The organism is Luteimonas sp. A537 (assembly GCF_054052065.1).
Genome location: NZ_JBSVRH010000003.1, coordinates 29,707 through 51,728, shown reverse-complemented (window position 1 = coordinate 51,728; position 22,022 = coordinate 29,707). Strand labels below are relative to the sequence as shown.

At 71.6% G+C, this 22,022-nt stretch carries 19 protein-coding genes; 11 read left to right on the top strand and 8 right to left on the bottom strand.

Going from position 1 to position 22,022, the window contains the following annotated elements:
• The first annotated feature begins 451 nt into the window (after nt 1–451).
• From aceK to ACW7GZ_RS07865, 4 genes are all read left to right on the top strand, one after another.
• Complete coding sequence (gene aceK / locus ACW7GZ_RS07880) at nt 452–2,230, top strand: bifunctional isocitrate dehydrogenase kinase/phosphatase (RefSeq protein WP_457004082.1); 1,779 nt, start codon at nt 452–454, stop codon at nt 2,228–2,230.
• A 104-nt stretch (nt 2,231–2,334) separates the two neighbouring features.
• Complete coding sequence (locus tag ACW7GZ_RS07875) at nt 2,335–3,213, top strand: class I SAM-dependent methyltransferase (protein ID WP_457004732.1); 879 nt, start codon at nt 2,335–2,337, stop codon at nt 3,211–3,213.
• Entirely contained in the window at nt 3,214–3,777 is a 564-nt protein-coding gene (locus ACW7GZ_RS07870) for a pseudouridine synthase (protein WP_457004080.1), read from the top strand. It abuts the gene before it with no gap.
• A gap of 52 nt (nt 3,778–3,829) precedes the next feature.
• A complete protein-coding gene (locus tag ACW7GZ_RS07865) occupies nt 3,830–4,957 on the top strand; it encodes a hybrid sensor histidine kinase/response regulator (RefSeq protein ID WP_457004078.1) in 1,128 nt (375 codons plus the stop codon).
• A gap of 25 nt (nt 4,958–4,982) precedes the next feature.
• Here ACW7GZ_RS07865 and ACW7GZ_RS07860 read toward each other — a convergent pair whose 3' ends face one another.
• The gene (locus tag ACW7GZ_RS07860; RefSeq protein WP_457004076.1) at nt 4,983–5,444 is read right to left on the bottom strand and encodes a hypothetical protein; all 462 of its coding nucleotides are present in this window, start codon (nt 5,442–5,444) and stop codon (nt 4,983–4,985) included.
• A 125-nt stretch (nt 5,445–5,569) separates the two neighbouring features.
• On the bottom strand, nt 5,570–8,068 hold the full coding sequence (gene hrpB / locus ACW7GZ_RS07855) for an ATP-dependent helicase HrpB (RefSeq protein WP_457008667.1): 2,499 nt from the start codon (nt 8,066–8,068) through the stop codon (nt 5,570–5,572).
• Between the two features lie 179 nt (nt 8,069–8,247).
• Here hrpB and ACW7GZ_RS07850 point away from each other — a divergent pair, with 179 nt between their 5' ends.
• On the top strand, nt 8,248–9,063 hold the full coding sequence (locus ACW7GZ_RS07850) for a TatD family hydrolase (protein WP_457008665.1): 816 nt from the start codon (nt 8,248–8,250) through the stop codon (nt 9,061–9,063).
• 51 nt (nt 9,064–9,114) lie between these two features.
• On the opposite strand, the gene ACW7GZ_RS07845 is transcribed toward ACW7GZ_RS07850, so the two are convergent.
• The 3 genes from ACW7GZ_RS07845 to ACW7GZ_RS07835 form a co-directional block, all read right to left on the bottom strand.
• Nucleotides 9,115–10,701, bottom strand: coding sequence for an OmpA family protein (locus tag ACW7GZ_RS07845; protein WP_457008663.1), 1,587 nt, complete (start codon nt 10,699–10,701; stop codon nt 9,115–9,117).
• 115 nt (nt 10,702–10,816) lie between these two features.
• Nucleotides 10,817–11,635, bottom strand: coding sequence for an ABC transporter permease (locus tag ACW7GZ_RS07840; RefSeq protein WP_457004069.1), 819 nt, complete (start codon nt 11,633–11,635; stop codon nt 10,817–10,819).
• The gene (locus ACW7GZ_RS07835; RefSeq protein ID WP_457004068.1) at nt 11,632–12,600 is read right to left on the bottom strand and encodes an ABC transporter ATP-binding protein; all 969 of its coding nucleotides are present in this window, start codon (nt 12,598–12,600) and stop codon (nt 11,632–11,634) included. The genes ACW7GZ_RS07840 and ACW7GZ_RS07835 overlap by 4 nt, the downstream gene beginning before the upstream one ends.
• A gap of 84 nt (nt 12,601–12,684) precedes the next feature.
• Between ACW7GZ_RS07835 and ACW7GZ_RS07830 the strand changes: the two genes are divergently transcribed.
• The 6 genes from ACW7GZ_RS07830 (at nt 12,685) to ACW7GZ_RS07805 (ending at nt 17,549) form a co-directional block, all read left to right on the top strand.
• The gene (locus tag ACW7GZ_RS07830) at nt 12,685–13,446 is read left to right on the top strand and encodes a ferredoxin--NADP reductase (RefSeq protein WP_457004066.1); all 762 of its coding nucleotides are present in this window, start codon (nt 12,685–12,687) and stop codon (nt 13,444–13,446) included.
• A gap of 88 nt (nt 13,447–13,534) precedes the next feature.
• A complete protein-coding gene (locus ACW7GZ_RS07825) occupies nt 13,535–13,927 on the top strand; it encodes a hypothetical protein (RefSeq protein WP_457004064.1) in 393 nt (130 codons plus the stop codon).
• A complete protein-coding gene (locus ACW7GZ_RS07820; RefSeq protein WP_457004062.1) occupies nt 13,924–14,124 on the top strand; it encodes a helix-turn-helix transcriptional regulator in 201 nt (66 codons plus the stop codon). Before ACW7GZ_RS07825 ends, ACW7GZ_RS07820 begins: the two co-directional genes overlap by 4 nt.
• Entirely contained in the window at nt 14,121–15,623 is a 1,503-nt protein-coding gene (locus tag ACW7GZ_RS07815) for an alpha/beta hydrolase (RefSeq protein WP_457008661.1), read from the top strand. Before ACW7GZ_RS07820 ends, ACW7GZ_RS07815 begins: the two co-directional genes overlap by 4 nt.
• 1 nt (nt 15,624) lies before the next feature.
• Nucleotides 15,625–16,371 carry an ABC transporter ATP-binding protein gene (locus ACW7GZ_RS07810; RefSeq protein ID WP_457008659.1) on the top strand — a complete coding sequence of 249 codons (747 nt, stop codon included), beginning with the start codon at nt 15,625–15,627 and terminating at the stop codon, nt 16,369–16,371.
• Nucleotides 16,368–17,549, top strand: a complete 1,182-nt coding sequence (locus ACW7GZ_RS07805) for an ABC transporter permease (protein WP_457004056.1) — start codon at nt 16,368–16,370, stop codon at nt 17,547–17,549. The genes ACW7GZ_RS07810 and ACW7GZ_RS07805 overlap by 4 nt, the downstream gene beginning before the upstream one ends.
• Before the next feature lie 92 nt (nt 17,550–17,641).
• On the opposite strand, the gene ACW7GZ_RS07800 is transcribed toward ACW7GZ_RS07805, so the two are convergent.
• The 3 genes from ACW7GZ_RS07800 to yidC all read right to left on the bottom strand — a co-directional run bounded on the left by ACW7GZ_RS07800 (nt 17,642) and on the right by yidC (nt 22,013).
• Complete coding sequence (locus ACW7GZ_RS07800; RefSeq protein WP_457004054.1) at nt 17,642–18,709, bottom strand: energy transducer TonB; 1,068 nt, start codon at nt 18,707–18,709, stop codon at nt 17,642–17,644.
• 100 nt (nt 18,710–18,809) lie between these two features.
• Nucleotides 18,810–20,189, bottom strand: a complete 1,380-nt coding sequence (gene mnmE / locus ACW7GZ_RS07795; protein ID WP_457004053.1) for a tRNA uridine-5-carboxymethylaminomethyl(34) synthesis GTPase MnmE — start codon at nt 20,187–20,189, stop codon at nt 18,810–18,812.
• A gap of 36 nt (nt 20,190–20,225) precedes the next feature.
• On the bottom strand, nt 20,226–22,013 hold the full coding sequence (yidC, locus tag ACW7GZ_RS07790; RefSeq protein WP_457004051.1) for a membrane protein insertase YidC: 1,788 nt from the start codon (nt 22,011–22,013) through the stop codon (nt 20,226–20,228).
• Nucleotides 22,014–22,022 lie beyond the last annotated feature (9 nt).

Sequence of the window (22,022 nt, the reverse complement as noted above, 5' to 3'; positions counted from 1 at the left end):
GCAATGCCCGCGACGCCCGTCGCGGGCATTGCTCGTTTCGGGGCCTGGATTTTTTGACGATGTGGCGCGCGGCGTGGCGGTGGGGTATCCCGTGCGCAGGTCGGCTTCGCCGCCCTTGAATGCGCTCGGGATACCCCACCACCCCACCGCCTCCTATCGCAGACGCGAGGTTGGGGGGCAAGTGCGGGAGCGTGGGCTGCGGCAGCAGCTTCGATGCGAAGCGCCGCATATGCTGCCTACAGCGCGCAAGCCGCGGGTTCCCCTGCTTGCCCAGGCGATCCGCGGCGGAGGGTGGGTGGGGTCGCAGTGCGCATTCAAGGGCGGCGCAGCCGACCTGCGCACGGAGTGCCCCACCCACCCTCCGCCCTCGCGAAACCCTCCCGGGCGCCTACGGAGCACGACCACCTCCGCGGAGGAAGCGAAAAGACCGTCGCGGGGCCACACTCAGGCCATGGCCTCTTCGACAAACGACCCGCTGGTGCCGCGCGCGTCCGCGCTGGTGCTGGACGCGTTCGAGGACTACGACGCGCGCTTCGGCGACCTGACGCGGCGGGCGCGACGGCGTTTCATCCAGCGCGACTGGCGCGGCGCCCAGGCGGACGCGCTGGCGCGCATCGAGCTGCAGGATGACTTCCTGGCAGAGGCGCTGGGCCGGCTCGAGGCCCTAGTCGGCGAGCGCATGCGCTCGCGGCCGTTCTGGGCGGCGGTGCGTGAGTGCTATGGCACGCTGACCGAAGGCCGCAGCGATGCGGCGATGGCGCGCACGCTGTTCAATTCGATGTCGCGGCGCTTCTTCCTGACCGAGGGCGTGGCGCAAGCGCTGGAGTTCCACCAGCCGGGCGACGGGGCCGCAGGCGACCCGGACAGTCCCGGTGAGCTGCATCCGCTGCCCGACGGCGCGGACGCCTGCGAGCGCTGGCAGAAGGCGCTGCGAGCGCGCGGCTTTCCGCATCGCGATATCGACGCCGACGCCCGCGCCATCGCGGATGCCGTGGCATCGCGCCTAGCGCTGCACGACGCGAACGTTGCCGACGACGCCGCACGGTGCCACGACGATGCGGGCCGCCCCGACGATCCCCGCGGCCCGGACATCGCCCTGCTGGACACCGTGTTCTACCGCGAGCGCCGCGCCTACCTCGTCGGCCGCGTCGAGGCCGTCGACGGCCCCCGGCCGCTGGTGGTGGCGCTGGTGAACGCGGCCGACGGCGTGCGCGCCGATGCCGTGCTGGTCGAGCGCGCGCAGGTCTCGATGCTGTTCGGCCACGCCCACAGCTGGTTCCACGCCGACCTGGCGCGCGTCGGCGACGCGGTCGCCTTCCTGCATTCGCTGCTGCCGGCCAAGCCGGTGTCCGAGCTGTACTCGGTGCTCGGCCGCGCCAAGCAGGGCAAGACCGAACGCTATCGCGAGATCCGGCGCCATTTCGCGGCCCATCCGGACGAACGCCTGGTGCGTGCCGACGGCGTGCGCGGCATGGTCATGGCGGTGTTCACCCCGCGCGACCTGCCGGTGGTGTTCAAGGTCATCCGCGACCGCTTCGCCGAACCCAAGGACAGCGTGCGCGCCGACATCGAGGCCAAGTACCGGCTGGTGGCGCGCCGCGACCGCGTCGGCAGGCTGGTGGACGCGCAGGAGTTCCGCCGCCTGCGTTTTCCGCGCGCGGCCTTCGAGCCGGGGATGCTGGAGGAGCTGCTGACCCAGTGCGCCGAAACCGTCACCGCCGAGCGCGACGTGGTGCTGCTGCGGCACTGCTACGCCGAGCGCCGGCTGCGGCCGCTGGACCTGTTCGCGCGCGAGGCACCGGAGGCCGAGGCGCGGCGGGCGGTGCTTGACTACGGCCAGGCGATCACCGACCTGGCGCGCAGCGGCATCTTCCCCGGCGACCTGCTGCTGAAGAACTTCGGGGTCTCGCGCCACGGCCGCGCGCTGTTCTACGACTTCGATGAACTCTGCCTGCTGGAGGAGGCCAACTTCCGCGACGTGCCCGAGGTGCGCGAGGAAGACGAAACCCGGCCGCTCGAGGACTGGCTGTACGCGCGCCGCGACGACGTCTTCCCCGCGCTGTTCCCGAACTTCCTCGGGCTGCCGCCGCCGCTGCGGCAGGCGCTGCTGGAGACACACCCGGGGATTTTCGAGGCTGGCTGGTGGCGAGGCATCCAGGCGCGGCTGCGCGCTGGCGGCTACCTCGACGTGGCGCCCTATCCTCCGGCCGCGCGGCTGCCGGATCCATGAGGGCGACGGCGGCGGGCAGGCGGCGCACGGGATCGGACCCGGGTTTGCCGGTAGGCTGGCGACCCAGTCCAACAGGAACCGCCGCCATGACCCGACGCCTGCCGATCGCCCTGCTTCCGCTGTTCCTCGCCGCCTGCACCACGGCTCCCGCCGGCGTCGCCTCCGCGGACCCCGAGCCCGGCGCGGACACCGCGGCTGCCGCGCCCGCGGGCAAGGCACCGGCCGCCGGCGTTGCCATGCGCGCGCCTGACCCGCTGCTCGACCAGGCGCTGGGAGGGGCCTGGCGCTCGCCCGAAAACGTGGCCCGCGACCAGTACCGCCATCCGCGCGACACGCTTGCCTTCTTCGGCATCGAGACCGGCCAGACCGTGGTCGAGATCACCCCCGGTGGCGGCTGGTACGCCGAGATCCTCGCGCCCTGGCTGCGTGCCGGCTACGTCGCCGCGATCGTCGACCCGGCTGCCCTGCCCGAAGCGCGACGCGACTATTCCGCGCGCTCCAGGGCCGGCCTCGAAACCCTGTTCGCCTCGGCGCCGGCGCAGTACGGCGATGCCCGCATCGTCGCCTACGATCCCGCGGCGCCGGTACTTGGCCCGGCGAACTCGGCCGATGCCGTGCTGACCTTCCGCAACGTCCACAACTGGCGCTCCTCGGGCCAGGCCGAGGGCATGTTCAAGGGCTTCTTCGACGTGCTCAAGCCCGGCGGCGTGCTGGGCGTGGTCGAGCACCGCGCCGCCGGCGATGTGGCCGATGACGACAAGTCCGGCTACGTTGGCCAGGACCAGGTGATCGCCCTCGCGACCGCAGCCGGCTTCCGGCTGGACGAAGCCAGCGAGATCAACGCCAACCCGCGCGATACCCGCGACCATCCCAACGGCGTCTGGACCCTGCCGCCCGGCAACAAGCACGACGCCGAGGACCGCCAGCAGTACGAGGCCATCGGCGAAAGCGACCGCATGACGCTTCGCTTCATCAAGCCCTGAGTGCTGGTCGCCTTCAACAAGCCGCACGGCGTGCTCTGCCAGTTCACCGACCGCAGCACGCCGCCGCGGCCGACCCTGGCCGGCTTCGGCCTGCCCCCGGGCGTGTATCCCGCGGGCAGGCTCGACCACGACAGCGAGGGCCTGCTGCTGCTCACCGACGACGGCGCGCTTGCCCACCGCATCACCGATCCGCGATACAGGCTCGCCAAGACCTACCTGGCGCAGGTGGAGGGTGCGCCGGCACCGGAGCAGCTCGCCCGGCTGGCCGCCGGCGTCACGCTGCGCGACGGACCGACGCGTCCGGCCCGGGCGCGCCTTCTCGATCCGGCACCCGCACTCTGGCCACGCGATCCACCGGTGCGGATGCGCAAGACCGTCCCCGACGCCTGGGTCGAACTGGTCATCAGCGAGGGCCGCAACCGCCAGGTGCGGCGGATGACCGCGGCCGTCGGACTGCCTACGCTGCGCCTGGTGCGGGTTGCGATCGGCACCGCCCGCCTCGACGGCCTGGCGCCGGGACAGTGGCGCGAACTCGCGCACGCGGCGCCGTTTTCTTCCTTCTGATACCGTCAGCAGTCGCGCGCGACGTCCGTCGCGCGCAGCCGTGGAACACGCCATGAAGGCAAGCACCATCCATGGGCGGGTACTCGTCGTCGACGACCAGCCGGCCAACCTGCGCGTTGTGAGCGCGCTCCTGGAACGCCAGGGATACCACGTGGCAGCCGCCGAAAGCGGCGAGGCCGCGCTCGCCGCCGCCGAGGAACAGCCGCCGGACCTGATGCTGCTCGACATGATGATGCCGGGCATGGACGGCTTCGGCGTGATGGAGGAGATCCGCCTGCGCGCGCTGCTGCCGCGGGTACCGGTGGTCTTCCTGACCGCCGCCCAGGACCGCAGCCTGCTGCTGCGCGCCTTCGAGGCCGGCGCCGTCGATTACGTGGTCAAGCCTTTCATTCCCGAGGAGCTGCTGGCCCGGGTCAACGCGCACGTGGGCCTGAAGCTCGCGCGCGACCGCCTGGAGCAGGTGGCGCGCGAACGCCAGGAGCTGGTCAACCTGGTTGCGCACGACCTGAAGAATCCGCTCAGCAGCGTGGTCTTCGCCAGCGACATCCTGGCCTCGGGCACGCTGCGTCCCGAGCGCGTGCCGCGCTACCTGGAGGTGATCCGGGAAAGCGCCGACGAGGGCCTAGGCTATATCCGCCGCTACCTGGAAACCCAGGCCAGCGCGCGCGTCGCCGCCAGCGGGCGCGATGCCTGCGTGGCGCTCGCGGAGGTGGTGGAGTGGATCGTCGGCCGCTACGGCATGCAACTCGAAGACAGCGGCTGCCGGCTGGTGGTGGGCGAGATCGGTCCGGGCGTGGTGGCGATGGATGCGCTGGTGCTGCGACAGGTCGCCGGCAACCTGGTCAGCAACGCGATGAAGTACGCGCCGGGAAGCGAGGTGTTCATCCACGCCAGCCCCGGGGCCCCGGGCTTCTGGAAGCTGTGCGTGTCCGACCGCGGCCCGGGCGTGCCGGGTCACCGGCAACGCGAGCTGTTCACTCCGTTCACGCGGCTGACCGAAGCGGACCCGGCGATCGCCGGATCATCGAGCGGGCTTGGACTGTCGCTTGCCCGCCAGATCGTCAGCAACGTCGGCGGCCAGCTCTGGTACGAGGACCGCGAGGGCGGCGGCGCCTGCTTCGTGGTCGAACTTCCCGAGGGGCGCAGCCCGGACGCCGGGCGCCGCGCCACCAGGGACTAGCCGCGCCGGACCGGCCGGGCCCGGATCAGTCGTCCTCGCCCTGCGACTGCGGACGCGACGACGTGTCCCGTGCGTCCACTTCGACGCCCAGGTCGGCGGACTCGAGCGCCTCGCGGACCTGTCGCGGGCGCCGCTGCATCGCGGCCAGCTCGGCGGCCTTGCGACGATGCCTGACCACCGCGTAGGCCGCGGCACCGATGCCGATCGCCGCGGCCGTGAGCGCCACGGGATGGCGGCGGGCCACGATCCCGGCCGCGCGCGCGCCGGTGCGCGCCGCGCCCAGGGCCACGCCGGCCTGGAGCCACTTGCCGGCGCCCTGCTGCATTCCACTCAGCCAGCTGCCTGCGTCCTGCGGCATGCCGTTGAGCCACTTGCCGGCGCCGTCGGGAACGGCATGGCGCAGGCCGTCGCCAAGGCGTCCGGCCAGGTCCATGGCCTTGTCGGGGATGGCGTCGCGAACGTCGCGGATGATGGTGCGTTTGCGCATGCGGGGGTCCTCGGGCTTGCACCGGCGCCTGCGCGCCAGCGGGGGGATGGATGACAGGGGGGATGGATGACAGGTGCGAGTCTCGCGCGTGCGTCGTCGTGCCCGCGTGATCCGGGCGGCGCCGTTCAGCCGCCGCGCGGCCGCGCACGATGGGTGGGAACGGCGTTCCACGGATCCTCGGGCCAGGGGTGCCTGGGATACCGGCCCTTCATCTCCCGCCGCACCTCGGGCCAGGTGCGGTCCCAGAAGCTGCGGAGGTCGGACGTGACCTGCAGCGGGCGCCCGGCCGGCGACAGCAGGTGGAGCAGTAGCGGCACGCGGCCGTCGGCGATGCGCGGCGTGTCGGCCAGGCCGAACAGCTCCTGCAGCTTGACCGCGAGCACCGGCGGCTGCGGCTGGCCGTCGCCGCCGATGGCGTAGTCGATGGCGCGCGCCTGGCCCGAAGGCACGGTGATGCGCACCGGTGCCAGCGCGTCCACGCGCTGCTGCAGGGCCCAGTCCAGGCGGCCGCGGACGGCCGCCGCCAGCTCCTCGGCGCCCAGCGCATCGAGCCGCGCCTTGCCCGCGAAGGCGGGCCTGAGCCAGTCGTCCAGGGTGGCCATGAGCGCGTCGTCACCCACGTCCGGCAGGTCGAGCCCGGGCATCCAGGCGCGCAGGCTGGCGACGCGCGCGCGCCACTGCCGCAGGCTTTCACTCCACGGCAGCACGTCGAGGCCGAGCGTGCGCACGGCATCGGCCAGCGCCTGCGCCGCGGCGGCGGGATCGACGCGCCCGGCCGGGCGGCTGTCGAGGACGATGCCGGCGAAGCGACGCACGCGCTCAGCCACCAGCGCGCGGCGGTCCGCATCCCAGCGGGTCTCGTCGCGCTCGCTGAAGCGCCCGCCGAAGTCGCGCCGCAGCGCCGCCTCGTCGACCGGCGCCGCGCGCAGCAGCAGGGCGTCGCGCGCGTCGTGGCGCAGCTCGCTTGCGACCAGCCACGGCTCACCGACCAGCTCGCTGTCCTCCAGCAGCCGCGCCATGCGGCCGTTGGCGAGCTGGTAACGACGCAGGTCGGTCGCGTGCCGCGCCGCGATGCGGTCGGGGAAGGCATGCGCCAGCACGTCGCCGAGCGCGTGCGCGGGCACTTCGCCCGGGGGCGTGGCATCCAGCCGCAGGCGGCGGCGCCACTGCCGCGCCGAGGCGTCGATCGCCGCCAGTGCGGCACGGCTGGCCTCGGCCGGGACCCGCCGCGCGCGGAACGCGGCCAGCGCGCGCCAGCGCGCGGCCACCGCGTCGCTGCGCGAACGCAGCGGATCGCGCGACTCGACCAGCGCCGCGAGATCGCAGGCCAGCGCGCGACCCGCGGGATCGGCGGTGGCCAAGAGCATCGCCGCCAGCCGCGGGTGGGTGCCGAGCGCGAGCATGCGCCGCCCGCGCGCCGTGATCGCATCGCCCTCCAGCGCACCGAGCGCGCGCAGCAGGTCGCGCGCCGCGGCCAGCGTCCCCGGCGGCGGCGGATCGACGAAGCGCAACTGGTCGCTGCCCCAGGCCGCGAGCTCGAGCGCCATCCCGGCCAACTCCACCTGGGCGATTTCCGGCCGCCGCTGCGGCTCCAGCCGCTGCGACTCGGGCCACAGGCGATATGCCCAGCCGGCGGCCACGCGGCCCGCGCGGCCCGCGCGCTGGTCGGCGGACGACTGCGCGATGCGGACCACGTCCAGGCGGCTGAAGCCGCTGTTGGGATCATGCTGCGGCTCGCGCGCCAGCCCGCTGTCGACCACCACCCGCACCCCCGGCAGGGTCACGCTGGACTCGGCGACGTTGGTCGCCAACACCACCCGGCGGCGGCCATCGGCGGCCGGACGCAGCAGGCGCGCCTGCTCATCGACCGGGAGATCGCCGTGCAGCTGCAGCGCCTCGGCGCCCGCGGCGTCCACCGCGCCACCGGCGGCGAGCGCGGCGGCGGCGCGCGCGATCTCGCGGCGGCCGGGAAGAAAGGCGAGCACATCGCCCGGATGGCGCGCGAGCGCATGCTCCACCGCGCGGCGCAGCTGCTGCTCCAGGGCCTCGTCGCGACGCGCCGGGAAATGCGTCACCTCCACCGGATGGCTGCGCCCCGCGCTGGACAGCCGCGGCGCATCCAGGAAGCCGGCCAGGCGCTCGCCGTCGAGAGTCGCCGACATCAGCACGATGCGCAGGTCCTCGCGCAGCCCCGCTTGCACGTCGAGCGCCAGCGCCAGGCCCAGGTCCGCCGCGAGATGCCGCTCATGGAATTCGTCGAACAGCAGCGCCCCGACGCCCTCCAGCATCGGATCGTCCTGCAGCATGCGGGTGAGGATGCCCTCGGTGACGACCTCGATGCGGGTCGCCGACGAGACCCGGCTCTCGAAGCGGATGCGGTAGCCGATGGTCTGTCCGACTTCCTCGCCGAGCGATGACGCCATGAAGCCCGCCGCCGCGCGCGCGGCCACGCGGCGCGGCTCGAGCATGAGGATGCGCCGGCCCGCGAGCCAGGGCTCGTCGAGCAGCGCCAGCGGCACCCGCGTGGTCTTGCCGGCACCGGGCGGCGCCTCGAGCACCAGGCGTGGATGCAACAGCAGCGCTTCGCGGATCGCCGGCAGCAGTGCGTCGATGGGAAATGTCATGTGCTGCACGCGCAAAGGATAGGGCTTTCCGGTCCATGCCCCCGTGCAGCGGCGTGCTCTCCCACGAAACCCGCGGCCCGCCATCCTCCACTGGCCACACAACACACGACACACAGCCCACGACACCCTTCACCTACCAGACGCCTGCCGCCCTAGCACCCTCCATCTACAATGCCGCCATGGATCTCATCGACATCGGTGCCAACCTCACCCACGACAGCTTCGACCACGACCGCGACCAGGTCATGGCCCGCGCCCGCAATGCCGGCGTCGTGCAGATGGTCGTCACCGGCGCCAGCCGCGAACACTCCCCGATGGCGCTCGAACTCGCACGCGCCCATCCCGGCGAGCTGTTCGCCACCGCCGGCGTGCATCCCCACCACGCCAGCGACTACACCGCCGAGTGCGACGCCGAGATGCGCGCCCTGCATGCCCATCCCCAGGTGGTGGCCGTGGGCGAGACCGGCCTGGACTACTTCCGCGACTTCTCCCCCCGCCCCGCCCAGCGCAAGGCCTTCGAACGCCAGCTTGGCATCGCCGCCGACCTGTTCGCCGCGGGCCGCGCCAAACCGCTGTTCCTGCACCAGCGCGACGCGCATGCCGACTTCATCGCGATCATGAAGGACTTCGAGGGCCGCATCGGCCCCGCGGTGGTGCACTGCTTCACCGGCAGCCGCGAAGAGCTCTTCGACTGCATCGACCGCGACTGGCACATCGGCATCACCGGCTGGCTCTGCGACGAGCGCCGCGGCAAGCACCTGCGCGAGATCGTCGGCAACATCCCGGCCAACCGGCTGATGGTCGAGACCGACGCGCCCTACCTGCTGCCGCGCACGCTCAAGCCGATGCCCAAGGACCGGCGCAACGAACCGATGTTCCTGTCGCACATCGTCGAAGAGCTGGCGCGCGACCGCCGCGAGGACGTCGCGGTGACCGCGGCGAATGCCACGGCCACCACGCGCACGTTCTTCCAGCTCCCCGCCCCGCCCCTGTAGGAGCAGCTACAGCTGCTCCCAAGGGTTGGCGTTGGCGACGGGATGGGGCGGTTACAGGCGGACCAGTTCGACGCGGCGGTTCTTCGCGCGGCCCTCGTCGGTCGCGTTGTCCGCCACCGGCTGCGACTGGCCATGGCCCTTAGCCTGCAGGCGCGAGGCATCGATCCCCTGCGAGGCCAGCGCCGCCACCACGCTCTTCGCGCGCGCCTCCGACAGGCGCTGGTTGTACGCGGCATCGCCGGTGTCGTCGGTATGGCCGTCGATCGACAGGCGCAGCGATGGATCGTCGCGCAGCAGGGCAAGCACCTGCTCCACCTGCGGCGTCGAGTCGGGAAGGATGTCGGCCTTGTCGACCGCGAAGTTGACCTGGATCGCGACCCGGCCATCGGCGTCGAGCTGCTGCTTCAGCTCCGATGCCGGCAGCAGCGCGGCGGTCTGCACGAAGCCCTCGCGCTCGGCCACCACCCAGCCGGAGGAGAGGTAGTCCAGCGCCGCATGCACCCAGACCTGGCGGCCATCGGCGAGGTCGACGCGGTAGACGCGTGATTCGTAGTCGTCCCAGCTGAAGCCGGTGGCGTCGCTGTAGAAGCCCTTCAGGTCGCTGTCGTAACGCTCCGACGCCTCCTCGGGAATCCGGCCTTCGAACACCGGGACAGCGCCGGCCTCGGCCATCATCGCCTCGAGGTTGCGGCGCACTTCGTGCATCGAGTAGGAGCGCTCCCGGGCCCTCACGTCCGCGGCGTACGTCCGGCCCTCGACTTCCTCGAAGCCACTGCCGGTCCAGAACGGGTACATGTCGAAGTCGCGCTGTTTGGGCCTGTTGCCCTCGTCGTAGCCCTCCGGCAGCGACAGGTAGGGGAACTCGCCGCCCCAGTGCGCGCCGGCCTCGAAGGGGCGCTCTTCCACCACCACCAGCGCGGCGCCGTGGGAATGCGTGGACAGCTGCATCCAGATGCTGCGGTCGGCCTGGCGGATGACGTGGACGGTGGTCGCCGTGTCGGCGTCGAGGTTGACGCCTTCGATGAAGCCGCCGCCGATCTCGGCTTGCAACTGCGGGCCGTAATAGAGGTCGCGCCGCAGGGGACCTTCGAAGACCTGCTTCGCTCCTGCCTGTGCGAACACCGCTTCAAGGTTGCGGCGCAGCTCGAGCCGGGAGAATTCCTTGTCGCCGCGCTGGTCGCGGTCGACGCCCAGCAGGCTGTTCCAGCTCGCGCCCTCCACCCAGTGCAGGCCGTCCCCGAGCCGGAACGGGAAGCGCGCGTAGCGGCGCTGGTTCGGCCGGTTGACCGGACCGTAGCCGGAGGGCATGGAGAAGAACGGCAGTTCGCCCAGCGATGCGCTGCTCAGCGGCACGCTCTCGATATCGAAGGGCAGCAGTGCGATCGGGTTGCCTTCCTTGTCCTCGAGGCCGGACCCGGAACGCGCCGCATCGGCGGCACCGGCATCGGCGGCACCGGCATCGCCCGCATCGGGCAGCGCCTCTTCGGCTGCGGCGCCATTGGCGGGCTGCGGCGCGGCATCGCCGGCAGGCGCGGCCCCGGCAGCGGATGCCGTATCGCTGCCGGGCCCGGGCGCGGCACCGCAGGCGGACAGGATCATCGCAAGCGCGCACGCGGCGGCCAGGTTCCCTTTGCGCATTCCTCTTGCTCCAGTGGGGGGCGGAAGGCGCGAGGTTACCTCAAGATGATTGCGACACGAACAGCGCGGCCATGGCCGCTCCCACGCGCTGGGTGGCCCCCCGCCTGCGGGGGGCTCAGCTGCGCAGGCCGACGCCGCGTTTCAGCAGCCACAACCCCAGCGCACCGAGCGCGACGACAAAGACCAGCATCAGCGCATATGCCACCCACAGCGGGACGTCGCCCTGCCCGAGCAGGCCGTAGCGGAAGGCGTTGACCATGTAGAAGATCGGGTTGGCGTAGGTCGCCGCGCGCGCCCACTCGGGCAGCAGCTGGATCGAATAGAACACGCCGCCGAGATACGTCAACGGAGTGAGGATGAAGATCGGCACGATCGCGACGTCGTCGAACTTCTTCGCGAACACCGCGTTGACGAAGCCGGCCAGCGCGAAGATGGTCGCGCCCAGCAGCACCGTCGACAGCGTCACCCACGGATGCGGGATGCGCACGGTGGTGAACAGCATCGCGATGCAGAGCACGATCACGCCCACCATCAGCCCGCGCAGCACGGCACCTGCGACATAGCCGCCGAGGATCACCCACGGCGGCATCGGGCTGACCAGCAGCTCCTCGACGTGGCGGCCGAACTTGGCGCCGAAGAACGAGGACGAAATGTTGCCGTAGCTGTTCTGGATCACGCTCATCATCACCAGGCCCGGGACGATGAAGTCCATGTAGCTGATGCCGTCCATGGTCCCGATGCGGCTGCCGATCAGGCCGCCGAAGATCAGGAAGTACAGCGTCATGGTGATCGCCGGCGGCACCAGGGTCTGGCTCCAGATGCGCAGGATGCGCATCACCTCGCGGCGGGCGACGGTGCCGAGCGCGACCAGGTCGGCGCGCAGGCCGGACGGCGCGGCATGGGCGTTTGCGTCGTGGACCGGCGTCGTGCTCATGCCGCGACCCCCGTTCCGGCGGCGGCCGGCTGGCCGGGGTCCCCCGTCATGCGCACGAACAGCTCCTCGAGGCGGTTGGACTTGTTGCGCATCGAGCGCACCCGGATGCCGGCGGCGTCGAGCGCGGAGAACACGCGGTTGAGGTCCATCGAGCGCGGCATGTCGATGTCGAGCGTGTGCGCGTCGGCCGCGCGCACCTCGGCGCCGGGGATCTCCGGCAGCACCGGGGGGAGCGCGTCCTCGACGTCGAGCAGGAAGCCTTCGACGTCGAGCTTCGACAGCAGGGTGCGCATCGGGCCGGATTCGACGATGCGGCCGTGGTCGATGATCGCGAGGTTGCGGCACAGGTTCTCCGCTTCCTCCAGGTAGTGCGTGGTGAGGATGATGGTGGTGCCGGCGGCGTTGATCTCGCGCAGCGAGTGCCACATGCCGCGGCGGATCTCGATGTCGACGCCGGCGGTGGGCTCGTCGAGGATCAGGAGCCGCGGCGAGGTCATCATCGCGCGGGCGATCATCAGCCGCCGCTTCATGCCGCCCGACAGCGTGCGCGCCATCATCTGCGCCTTGGGCGACAGGTGCGCGCGCTCGAGCTCCACCTTCGCGCGCGCCAGCGCCTCGCGGCGCGGCACGCCGTAGAAGCCGGCGTAGTTGACCAGGATGTCGAGCGGCTGCTCGAACATGTTGAAGTTGAGTTCCTGCGGCACCAGCCCGACCAGGCGCATCGCGCGCGCGCGCTCGGCCTGCTGGTCGACGCCGAACACGCGCACCTCGCCCGAGGTCTTGTTGACCAGCGAGGAGATGATGCCGATCAGGGTCGACTTGCCGGCGCCGTTGGGGCCGAGCAGTGCGTAGAAATCGCCGGGCGCGACGTCGAGCGAAACCCCCTTCAGGGCTTCGACGCGGTTGTCGTAGGTCTTGCGCAGGTCGCGCACCGACAGGGCGGCGGGCGGGGCGGCGTGACTCATCGTGACTCCTTGGCCGCGGGTGCATGCAGGGGGGCGGTATTATAGGTGTCCTGCGGGTCCCGGCCCGGAAACGGTCCATCCCAAGTGCCCGCACAGTTCCCGCTCAAGCTTGTCTCCCGTCGCATGTTGGCGCCCACCGTGGCCCACCTGGTGTTCACCCGCGACGACGGCCTGCCGCTGGACTACATTCCCGGGCAGTTCCTGCAGGTGCACTTCAGCTATGGCGACGGCACCGCCACCAGACGCAGCTATTCGCTGGCCACCATCCACGACCACGCGATGGGCCCGGGCGACTGCGTCGAGATCGCCGTCAGCTACGTTCCCGGCGGTGCCGCGACCTCGCTGTTCGAGACCCTGGAGATCGGCGGCACGGTCCTGGCCAGCGGGCCCTTCGGGCGCTTCTGCCTGCAGCCTGCCGACGACAACCGCCGCTACCTGCTGGTCGGCACCGGCACCGGTGTCACGCCCTACCGCGCGATGCTGCCGCTGCTCGAGCAGGCGATGGCCACGCGCGCCATCGAGGTGGTGCTGCTGTTCGGCGCCCGCACCCCGGAAGAGCTGCTGTACGGCGACGAGTTCCGCGCCTTTGCCGCATCGCACCCGGGCTTTCGCTTCGTGCCCTGCTTCTCGCGCGAGCTGCCGGAACCGGGCAGCGCCCAGGACCATCCCGACGTCCGCCACGGCTACGTGCAGCAGTTCCTGGAAGAATTCGCACCCCGGGCCGACGGCGACATCGCCTATCTGTGCGGCAACCCGGACATGGTCGACGCCTGCTTCGAGGCGCTCAAGGAGCACGGCCTGCCCATTCCGCGCATCCGGCGCGAGAAGTACGTCAGCAGCAAATAGGCCGCGCGACGGTGTCAAGCGTGCTTGACAGCCGGATCCGGTCGCGGCATCCTCATGTCAAGCAAACTTGACATGAGGCGCCACTGCCATGCAATCCATCGAACGTCGTTACCGTCGCGAGTTCCTTCCTGCCATGACGGCCTACGTGATCGTGCTGTTCCTGTCGATGTTTGCGCTGCACGCGGTCGACGCGACGTGGGCGCGTGCCGCGCTGGCGCTGCTGCCGGCAGTGCCGATCGTGTTCGTGGCGCGCGCCGTGCTGCGCTTCGTGCGCGACAGCGACGAGATGCAGCGCAGGATCCAGCTCGAGTCCTTCGCCCAGGCATCGCTGGTGCTGACCCTCGGCAGCTTCGCGCTCGGCCTGCTGGCACTGGCCGGGGTGCTGCACGTCAACGCCGGCCTGGCGCTGATCCTCGTCCTGCCGGCGTATTCCCTGCTGCATGGCGTGTTCGCCTGCATCACCACGCGCCGCTACCGATGAAGAGCTGCGTCCGCGAACTGCGCGAGGCCCGCGGCTGGTCACAGGCGCAACTCGGTGAACGTCTGGGGGTGTCGAGACAGACGGTGAACGCGATCGAAACCGGAAAATACGATCCAAGCCTGCCGCTGGCGTTCCGCATCTCCCGCCTGTTCGCGTCACCCATTGAATCCATCTTCCACCCCGAGGATCCCGCATGAGTAACCGTGGAACCCCCATGGCCGCGCTCCTGGCCGCCGTGCTCGCGGCCGGCTGCACGACGCAACCCGGCGGCGAGCCGGCCGACGGCCGCATGCGCCAGGGCGCGATCGAATTCGAGTCCTGCTCATTGAGTGCGGTGGGCGCCAAGGCGGTCGAGGCGCAGTGCGCGACCTTCGCGGTGCCCGAGGACCATGACGCGGCCGACGGTCGCCGGATCGAACTCGCGATCGCCTTCCTGCCGGCCACCGGCCAGGCCGAGCCCGACCCGGTGCTGATGATCGCCGGTGGTCCCGGCCAGTCGGCGCTGGAGTCGTTTCCCTCGGCGGCTGCGGCCTTCGACGATGTGCGCCGCAGCCGCAACGTGGTCCTGGTCGATGCCCGCGGCACCGGCGGCTCGGCGCCCCTGCACTGCAAGGGCGAGGAGGGCGGGAACGCCTTCGGCCCCGAACAGGACACGTCGCAGGACGCCATGCGCGCCTTCGCCGAGCGCTGCCGCGACGCACTGGCGCCCGACCACGACCTGCGCCGCTACGCGACCATGGATCACGTGCGCGACCTCGAGGCGGTGCGCAAGGCCCTGGGCGTGCCGCAGTTCAACCTGGTCGGCATCTCCTACGGCACGCGCGTGGCGCAGCAGTACGCCAGGGCCTACCCCGCCGCCACGCGCACGGTGCTGCTCGACGGCGTGGCGCCCAACAGCATGGTGCTCGGCCAGGAACACGCCCGGAACCTGGAGCAGGCGCTCGCCGCGCAGTTCGAGCGCTGCCGCGCCGAACCCGCCTGCGTCGGCAACCTGGGCGATCCGTCGGCGCTGCTGCCCGTGGTCCGCTCGGCCCTGGAGGCGGGCGACCTCGCTCCCGTCGACTACCGCGACCCGGTGAGCGGCGAGTGGCTCGAGGAAACCCCGGCCTTCGGCCACCTGGCGGCGCTGCTCCGGATGTTCTCCTACCAGCCCGCCGCCGCCGCGACCCTGCCGCTGCTGCTCCACGACGCCTCGCAGGGCCGCTATTCGCCGCTGCTGGCGCAGTCGCGGATGCTGGGCGCGTCGCTGGGCGACGCGATGGCGCACGGCATGCAGCTGTCGGTGATCTGCACCGAGGACGTCGGCGAAATGTCGATCGATCCGGACGATGCGGGCAGCGTGCTCGGCAACGAGATGGTGGCGATGCTGCAGGCGCAGTGCGCGGCCTGGCCGACCGCGCCGCGCGCGGAGGGCTTCCGCGAACCACTCACCGGCGACGTCCCGCTGCTCGCGATCAGCGGCGAGTTCGACCCGGTCACGCCGCCGCGCTACGGCGAGGACGTGGTCGCGCACCTGGCCAACGCACGCCACCTGGTCGCGCCCGGGCAGGGCCACAACGTGATCGGCGCCGGCTGCATGCCGAAGCTGGTCGCGCAGTTCATCGAGCGCGCCGACGCCGCCGGCATCGACGCCGGCTGCCTCGACCGCCTGGCCCCGGCGCCGCCGTTCGCCGGCTATTACGGATGGGAGCCCTGAGATGATCGAAGTCCAAGACCTGCACAAGACCTTCAAGGCCAAGTCCGGCCCGGTGCACGCGGTGCGCGGCGTCAGCTTCGAGGCCCGCGACGGCGAGATCACCGGCCTGCTCGGCCCCAACGGCGCCGGCAAGACCACCACCCTGCGCATGCTGTACACCCTGATGTCGCCCGAGCGCGGCACGGTCCGCGTGGACGGCCTGGACGCGCAGCGCGATGCCAGCGCCGTGCGCCGCAGCCTGGGCGTGCTGCCCGACGCCCGCGGCGTCTACAAGCGCCTGACCGCGCGCGAGAACATCACCTACTTCGGGCGCCTGTATGGCCTGGACGACGCCATCATCGCCGCGCGCATCGACGAACTGGCGGGCAGGCTGGGCATGGAGGACTTCCTCGACCGCCGCACCGAGGGCTTCTCGCAGGGCCAGCGCACCAAGACCGCCATCGCGCGCGCGCTGGTGCATTCGCCGCGCAACGTGATCCTGGACGAGCCCACCAACGGCCTGGACGTGATGACCACCCGCGGCCTGCGCGCCTTCCTGCAGGAGCTGCGGGCGCAGGGCCACTGCGTGATCTTCAGCAGCCACATCATGCAGGAGGTGGCTGCGCTGTGCGATCGCATCGTGATCATCGCCCAAGGCGAAGTGCGCGCCAACGGCACCCCCGATGAGCTGCGCGCGCTGTCGGGCGAGGACAACCTCGAGGACGCCTTCGTCAACCTGATCGGCACCGAGGAGGGCCTGTCCGCATGAGCCTCACCAACAACACGGTGCTGACCGTCGCCCGCAAGGAGCTGCTGGACCTGTTCCGCGACCGGCGCACGGTCATGCTGGGCCTGCTGATGGGGCCGCTGCTGTTCCCGGTGCTGATCCTGGGCATGGGTTCGCTGGCCGAGAAGCGCGCGCGCACGCAGATCGAGTCGGTGCTGGAGCTGCCGGTGATCGGCGCCGAACACGCGCCCAACCTGGTCCGCCACCTGGGCACGCGTGACATCAAGGCCATCGAACCCCCGGACGACGCCGAGCGTGCGCTGCGCAACCAGGACCACGACGTGGTGCTGCGCATCCCGGAGGCGTTCCCGGAGCTCTGGCGCGAAAGCCGCATGGCGACCGTGGAGATCCTCTACGACTCCTCGCGCCAGGATTCGCGGATCCCGGTGGCGCGGGTGCGCGAGGCGCTCGCCCAGTACGGCAACCAGGTCGGTGCGCTGCGCATGGTCAGCCGCGGGATCAGCCCGGAGGCCACGATCGCGGTGATGGTGGCGCAGCGCGACGTGGCCACGCCGGAATCGCGGCGCGGAATGCTGCTCGCCTTCCTGCCCTACCTGCTGATCTTCAGCGCCTTCATCGGCGGCGCCTACATGGTGATCGACGTGACCGCCGGCGAGCGCGAGCGACAGTCGCTCGAGCCGTTGCTGGCCACGCCAAGCTCGCGCGGCGCGCTGATGAGCGGCAAGATCCTCGCCGCCTGCGCGCTGGGCATGCTCAGCCAGCTGCTGATCCTGGTCGCGCTTGCGGTCAGCCTGGCGCTGGCGCCGAAGGCGCTGCAGATGGTCTCGTTGACGCCGCAGATGCTGGTGTTGCTGCTGGCCGTGCTGATCCCGATCGTGCTGATCGGCTGCACCCTGCTGACCCTGATCTCGGCCAGCGTCAAGTCGGTGAAGGAAGCGCAGAGCTACATGAGCGTGCTGATGCTGCTGCCGATCCTTCCCACCGTGGTGCTGATGGTCAGCCCGGTGAAGGAGCAGCTGTGGCAGTTCGCGGTGCCATTCCTGGCCCAGAACCAGATGGTGCTCAAGCTGGTGCGCAGCGAATGGATCGCACCGATGCAGTGGTTGGTCTACTTCGGCGCCAGCCTCGGCCTGGCCCTGGTGCTGTGGCTGATGGCCGTCCGCCTGTACCACCGCGAGAAGCTGGCGATCTCGGCCTGAGGCCTGCACAAGCCTGGAAACAGAAACGCCCGGCCAATGGCCGGGCGTTTTCTGGTGGGGCGACCGGCAGGCCGTCCCGATGCCGCGGTGGCTCAGCCGCCGGGATTGAACGCGATCGTGCGCCGGGTGGTGACCGGTTCGGACACCGGCTCGAAGCGCCAGCGGCGGACCGCGGCCACGGCTTCGCGGTCGAAGACCCGCGGCGGGTCGGCGCGGACCACGCGCGCGTCGCTGACGCTGCCGTCGGCCCCTACCGTGAACTCCACCTGGACCTCGCCCGCCTGCGCGGCACGCAGGGCATCGGGCGGGTAGCGTGGTGCAGGCGTGCTGAGCGGCCGCAGGGTGGGCGCCGCAGCCACCGGTGCCGGTGTCGTGGCCGCCTGCTGGGCCTGCTGGCGCCGCTCGGCGGCGCGCTGCTCGGCTGCGCGCGCCGCAGCCGCGGCCGCGACGCGCTCGGCCTCGGCGCGCTCGGCGGCTTCGGTCTCGGCACGCTGCTGCTGCGCAAGCTGCTCGCTGGCCTGGCGCTGCTCGGCGGCCTGGGCGCGCTCGCGATCGACTGCAAGCTGGCGCTGGCGTTCGACTTCCTGCTCGGCGCTCAGCGCCTGCTGGGCAATGCGCCGGTCCACGCCCTCTTCAGCAGTGACGATCGTGGCCTGGAGGCGCTGCAGGGCCGGGTGGTCGGCGTCGGCGCGCCCGACCAGGACCGCCAGCCGGCGCGCCTCCTCGAAGTCCTCGCGGTCACGCGCCTGCTCGGTGGCGATCACCAGCATCGGCATGAGGTCGGTCAGGGCGCTGGCGACCGCGGCATCGCCGGGCGATTTCTCGCGCAGGGCCAGGTAGTACTCCAGCGCGTTGTCGCCGGCCGGCGCGTAGAGGCGGCTTTCGGCATAGGCGGCGCGCCCACGCTCGCGAAGCTCGTCGGCGCCGAGTTCGGCCAGGGCATCGGCCTGGATGGCGGCCTGTTCGGCGGCATCGACCGCGCTGGCAGCGGCGGCCTGGCTTGCGCCAGTCGCGCTGGCGGCGGCGGCGCTGCTGGCGGCATCGGCCGCGGGCGCGGCGGTGTCATCCTTGCCGCAGGCCGCGATGGCGAGGATGAGGGCCGCGGCAAGGGCCAGCCGAGGCAGGCTCCCTCGCGCGGTGGCTTGGTCGTTCACGGACATCGGTTTGTACTCCCCCTGAGTGTGCGGATGCGCACGTATGCCTAGGACGCGGCACGCGGGCCTGTTTGTCAACACCCCGGCCCGTCGAGGCGCCCCTGCGCTACTTGCCGACGCAGAAGCGCGAAAAAATATGACCCAGCAGTTCATCGGCCCCGACCTGGCCGGTGATATCGCCCAGCGCTCGGTGCGCGGCGCGCAGTGATTCGGCGGCCAGGTCCAGTGCCTCGCTGGCCAGCTCCAGCGCCGCCCGGTCCAGGTGCGCGGCGGCGCGGCCCAGAGCCTCGACATGGCGCGCACGCGCGGTGAACTCGCCTTCCCCGGCGGAAGTATCCGCGATGACGGGCTCCCCGCCCATCATCGGCTCGCCCATCACCAGCTGGCGCAGGCGCAGATGCAGCTCCTCCATGCCCTGGCCCGTGGCCGCGGAGACGCGCAGCTCCCCGGTCGGCGGCGGCGGTGCGCCGGCCGGCAGCAGGTCCGCCTTGTTGTGCAGCCACAGGATGCGCGGCACGCCGGCAAGGTCGGCGGCGATCGCGGCACGGCCCGCGTCGGGATCACGCGCATCGACCACGGCGATCGCCAGCCCGGCCTGCGCCAGCTCGTCGCGGGCGCGGCGCATGCCTTCGCGCTCGATGGCATCGCCCCCGGCACGCAGGCCGGCGGTGTCGACCAGGGTCAGTTCGGCGCCGTCGACGTGCACGGTCTCGCGCAGCAGGTCGCGGGTGGTGCCGGCGATGTCGGTGACAATCGCCCGCTCGCTGCCGGCCAGCGCGTTGAGCAGCGAGCTCTTGCCGGCGTTGGGCGGACCCACGATCACCGCGTCCAGGCCGTCGCGCAGGCGGCGGCCGCGCTCGGCGGTGGCCAGCAACGCAGCCAGGCCGGTACGCGCCCGGTCCAGACGCGCGGCCAACTCGGCGCCGCCGAGGGTGTCGAGCGGCTCGTCGGCAAAGTCGATCGCGGCCTCGGCGTGGACGCGGATCGCCACCAGGGCTTCGGCAAGGGCCTCGACCCGGCGCGAGAACTCGCCGTCCAGCGACCGCCGCGCGGCACGCGCCGCGGTCAGGTCGCCGGCGGCGACCAGATCGGCGACCGCCTCGGCCTGGGCCAGGTCGAGCCGACCATTGAGGAACGCGCGCTCGGTGAATTCGCCCGGCCGCGCCATGCGCGCACCCAGGGCGCAGCAGCGTGCCACCAGGGCCTGCAGCAGCACGGGATTGCCGTGGCCCTGCAGTTCTGCCACGTCTTCACCGGTGTAGCTGGCAGGCGCGGCGAACAGCAGCACGATGCCGTCATCGATGGTGTCGCCCGCGGCGTCGACGAAGCGCGCGTACTGCGCCTGCCTGGGCCTGGGCGCGCGGCCGCCGCAAACTGCGCTCGCGATCGCCGCTGCAGCCGGCCCCGACAGCCGCACGATGCCGACTCCGCCGCTGCCGGCGGCGGTGGCAACGGCGACGATGGTGTCGGTCACGGCCAAGGTCATCCCTGCACGCCGGGCGGTCGATGCCGCCCCGCGCCGTCAGTCGGCGGCGATCGCTTTCGGGGGCTTGTCGCCTGCGTCAGGCTTGCCGGGACCAGGCTTGTCGGAACCAGGCTTGTCCGCGTACTTGCGGATCAGCCACCACTGCTGCAGCAGGCCCAGCGAACCGTTGGTCACCCAGTACAGCACCAGGCCCGAGGGGAAGAAGACCATGAACACGCCGAAGGCCAGCGGCATCAGCTGCATCATCTTCTGCTGCATCGGGTCCATGCCGACCATTGGCGTGAGCTTCTGCGTCGACCACATCACGATGATGTTGAGCACCGGCAGGATGAAGTAAGGGTCGCGCGCGGTCAGGTCCTGGATCCAGCCGATCCACGGCGCGTGGCGCAGCTCCACCGACTCCAGCAGCACCCAGTACAGGGCCAGCCAGATCGGCATCTGCAGCAGCACCGGCAGGCAGCCGCCGACGGGATTGATCTTCTCCTTCTTGTAGAGCTCCATCATGGCGACCTGGAACTTCTGCTTGTCGTCGCCGTAACGCTCCTTGAGCTGGGCGATGCGCGGCTGGAACTTGCGCATCTTCGCCATCGACTGGTACTGCGCCTTCGACAGCGGGTACAGCACGGCCTTCACCACCAGCACCAGGCCGATGATCGACCAGCCCCAGTTCTGCACCAGGCTGTGGATCTTGTTGAGGATCCAGAACAGGCCCTCGCCGAGGAAGGCGAAGAAGGCGAAGCGGCTGTAGTCGACCGCACGGTCCAGGCCCGGCACCTGCTGGGCCTTGATCGGGCCGACCAGCTTGGGGCCGACCCACAGGCGCGCGCTGGTGGTGGCCTGGTCGCCCGGCGCCACCGCCAGGCCGGGACCGACCTCGCGGATGAGGTACTGCGGCGCGCCGCCGGCACCCGTGGTGGCCTGCAGCGAGACCGTGACCTCGTCGTTCACGCCGGGGATCCAGGCGCTGAAGAAATGGTGCTGGAGCATGGCCAGCCAGCCGCCGGACTGGCGCGCGTTGACCGGGCCCTCGTCGGCGAAATCGCTGTAGCGCACGCGCTGGTAGCCCTCGCCCGGGCTGAACCAGGTGGCGCCGTAGAGGCTGAAGGACTCGGGATTGGTCCAGCCGGTCTTGAGCACCTGCGGCAGGCGGATCAGCTGGCGGTAGACATGGCCCTGCCAGAGCGCGTCGCCCTTGTTGTAGACCGTGTCACGCACTTCGATGGCGTAGCTGCCGCGGGTCAGGACATAGCTGCGGCGGATGCTGACGCCGTCCGGGCCGTGCCAGACGAAGGGCACTTCGAGGGTGTCGGCGTCCGCGGCGAGCACGTAGTCGGTGCCGGCCGACTCCGGCACGAAGCCGGCCTCGTGCGTGGGCGCGGCGCTGCCCTGGCTGACCCAGCCGCTCTGCGCGGCGTAGAAGGTCGCGGGGCGGTCGTCGAACAGGCGCACGGGCGGGCTGTCCTCGTCACGGGTCTGCGGGAATTGCAGAAGGTCGGCGCGGGCGACCACGCCGCCGTGCAGGGTGAGGTCGAGGACATCGGTGCGGACCTCGACCTGGCCGGCGCTGGCCGGCGCGGGGGTCGCGGAGATCCCGGGGACCGGCGCGGACTGCGGCGCCGCGGGCACCGCGCCCGGCACGTTCGAAACCGCACCGTCGGCGACGGCCGGGGCACCCGGGATCGTGGCGGCGGGATCGACCACCGCGGCGCTGCCGACTGCACCGTCCACGGCGACGGGCGCGCGCTGCTCCTTGCCCCACTCCATCCACAACAGGGTCGCCACCATCAGCAGGGCGAAGATCAGGAAGGTGCGGGTCTGGTTCATGGGGCAGGA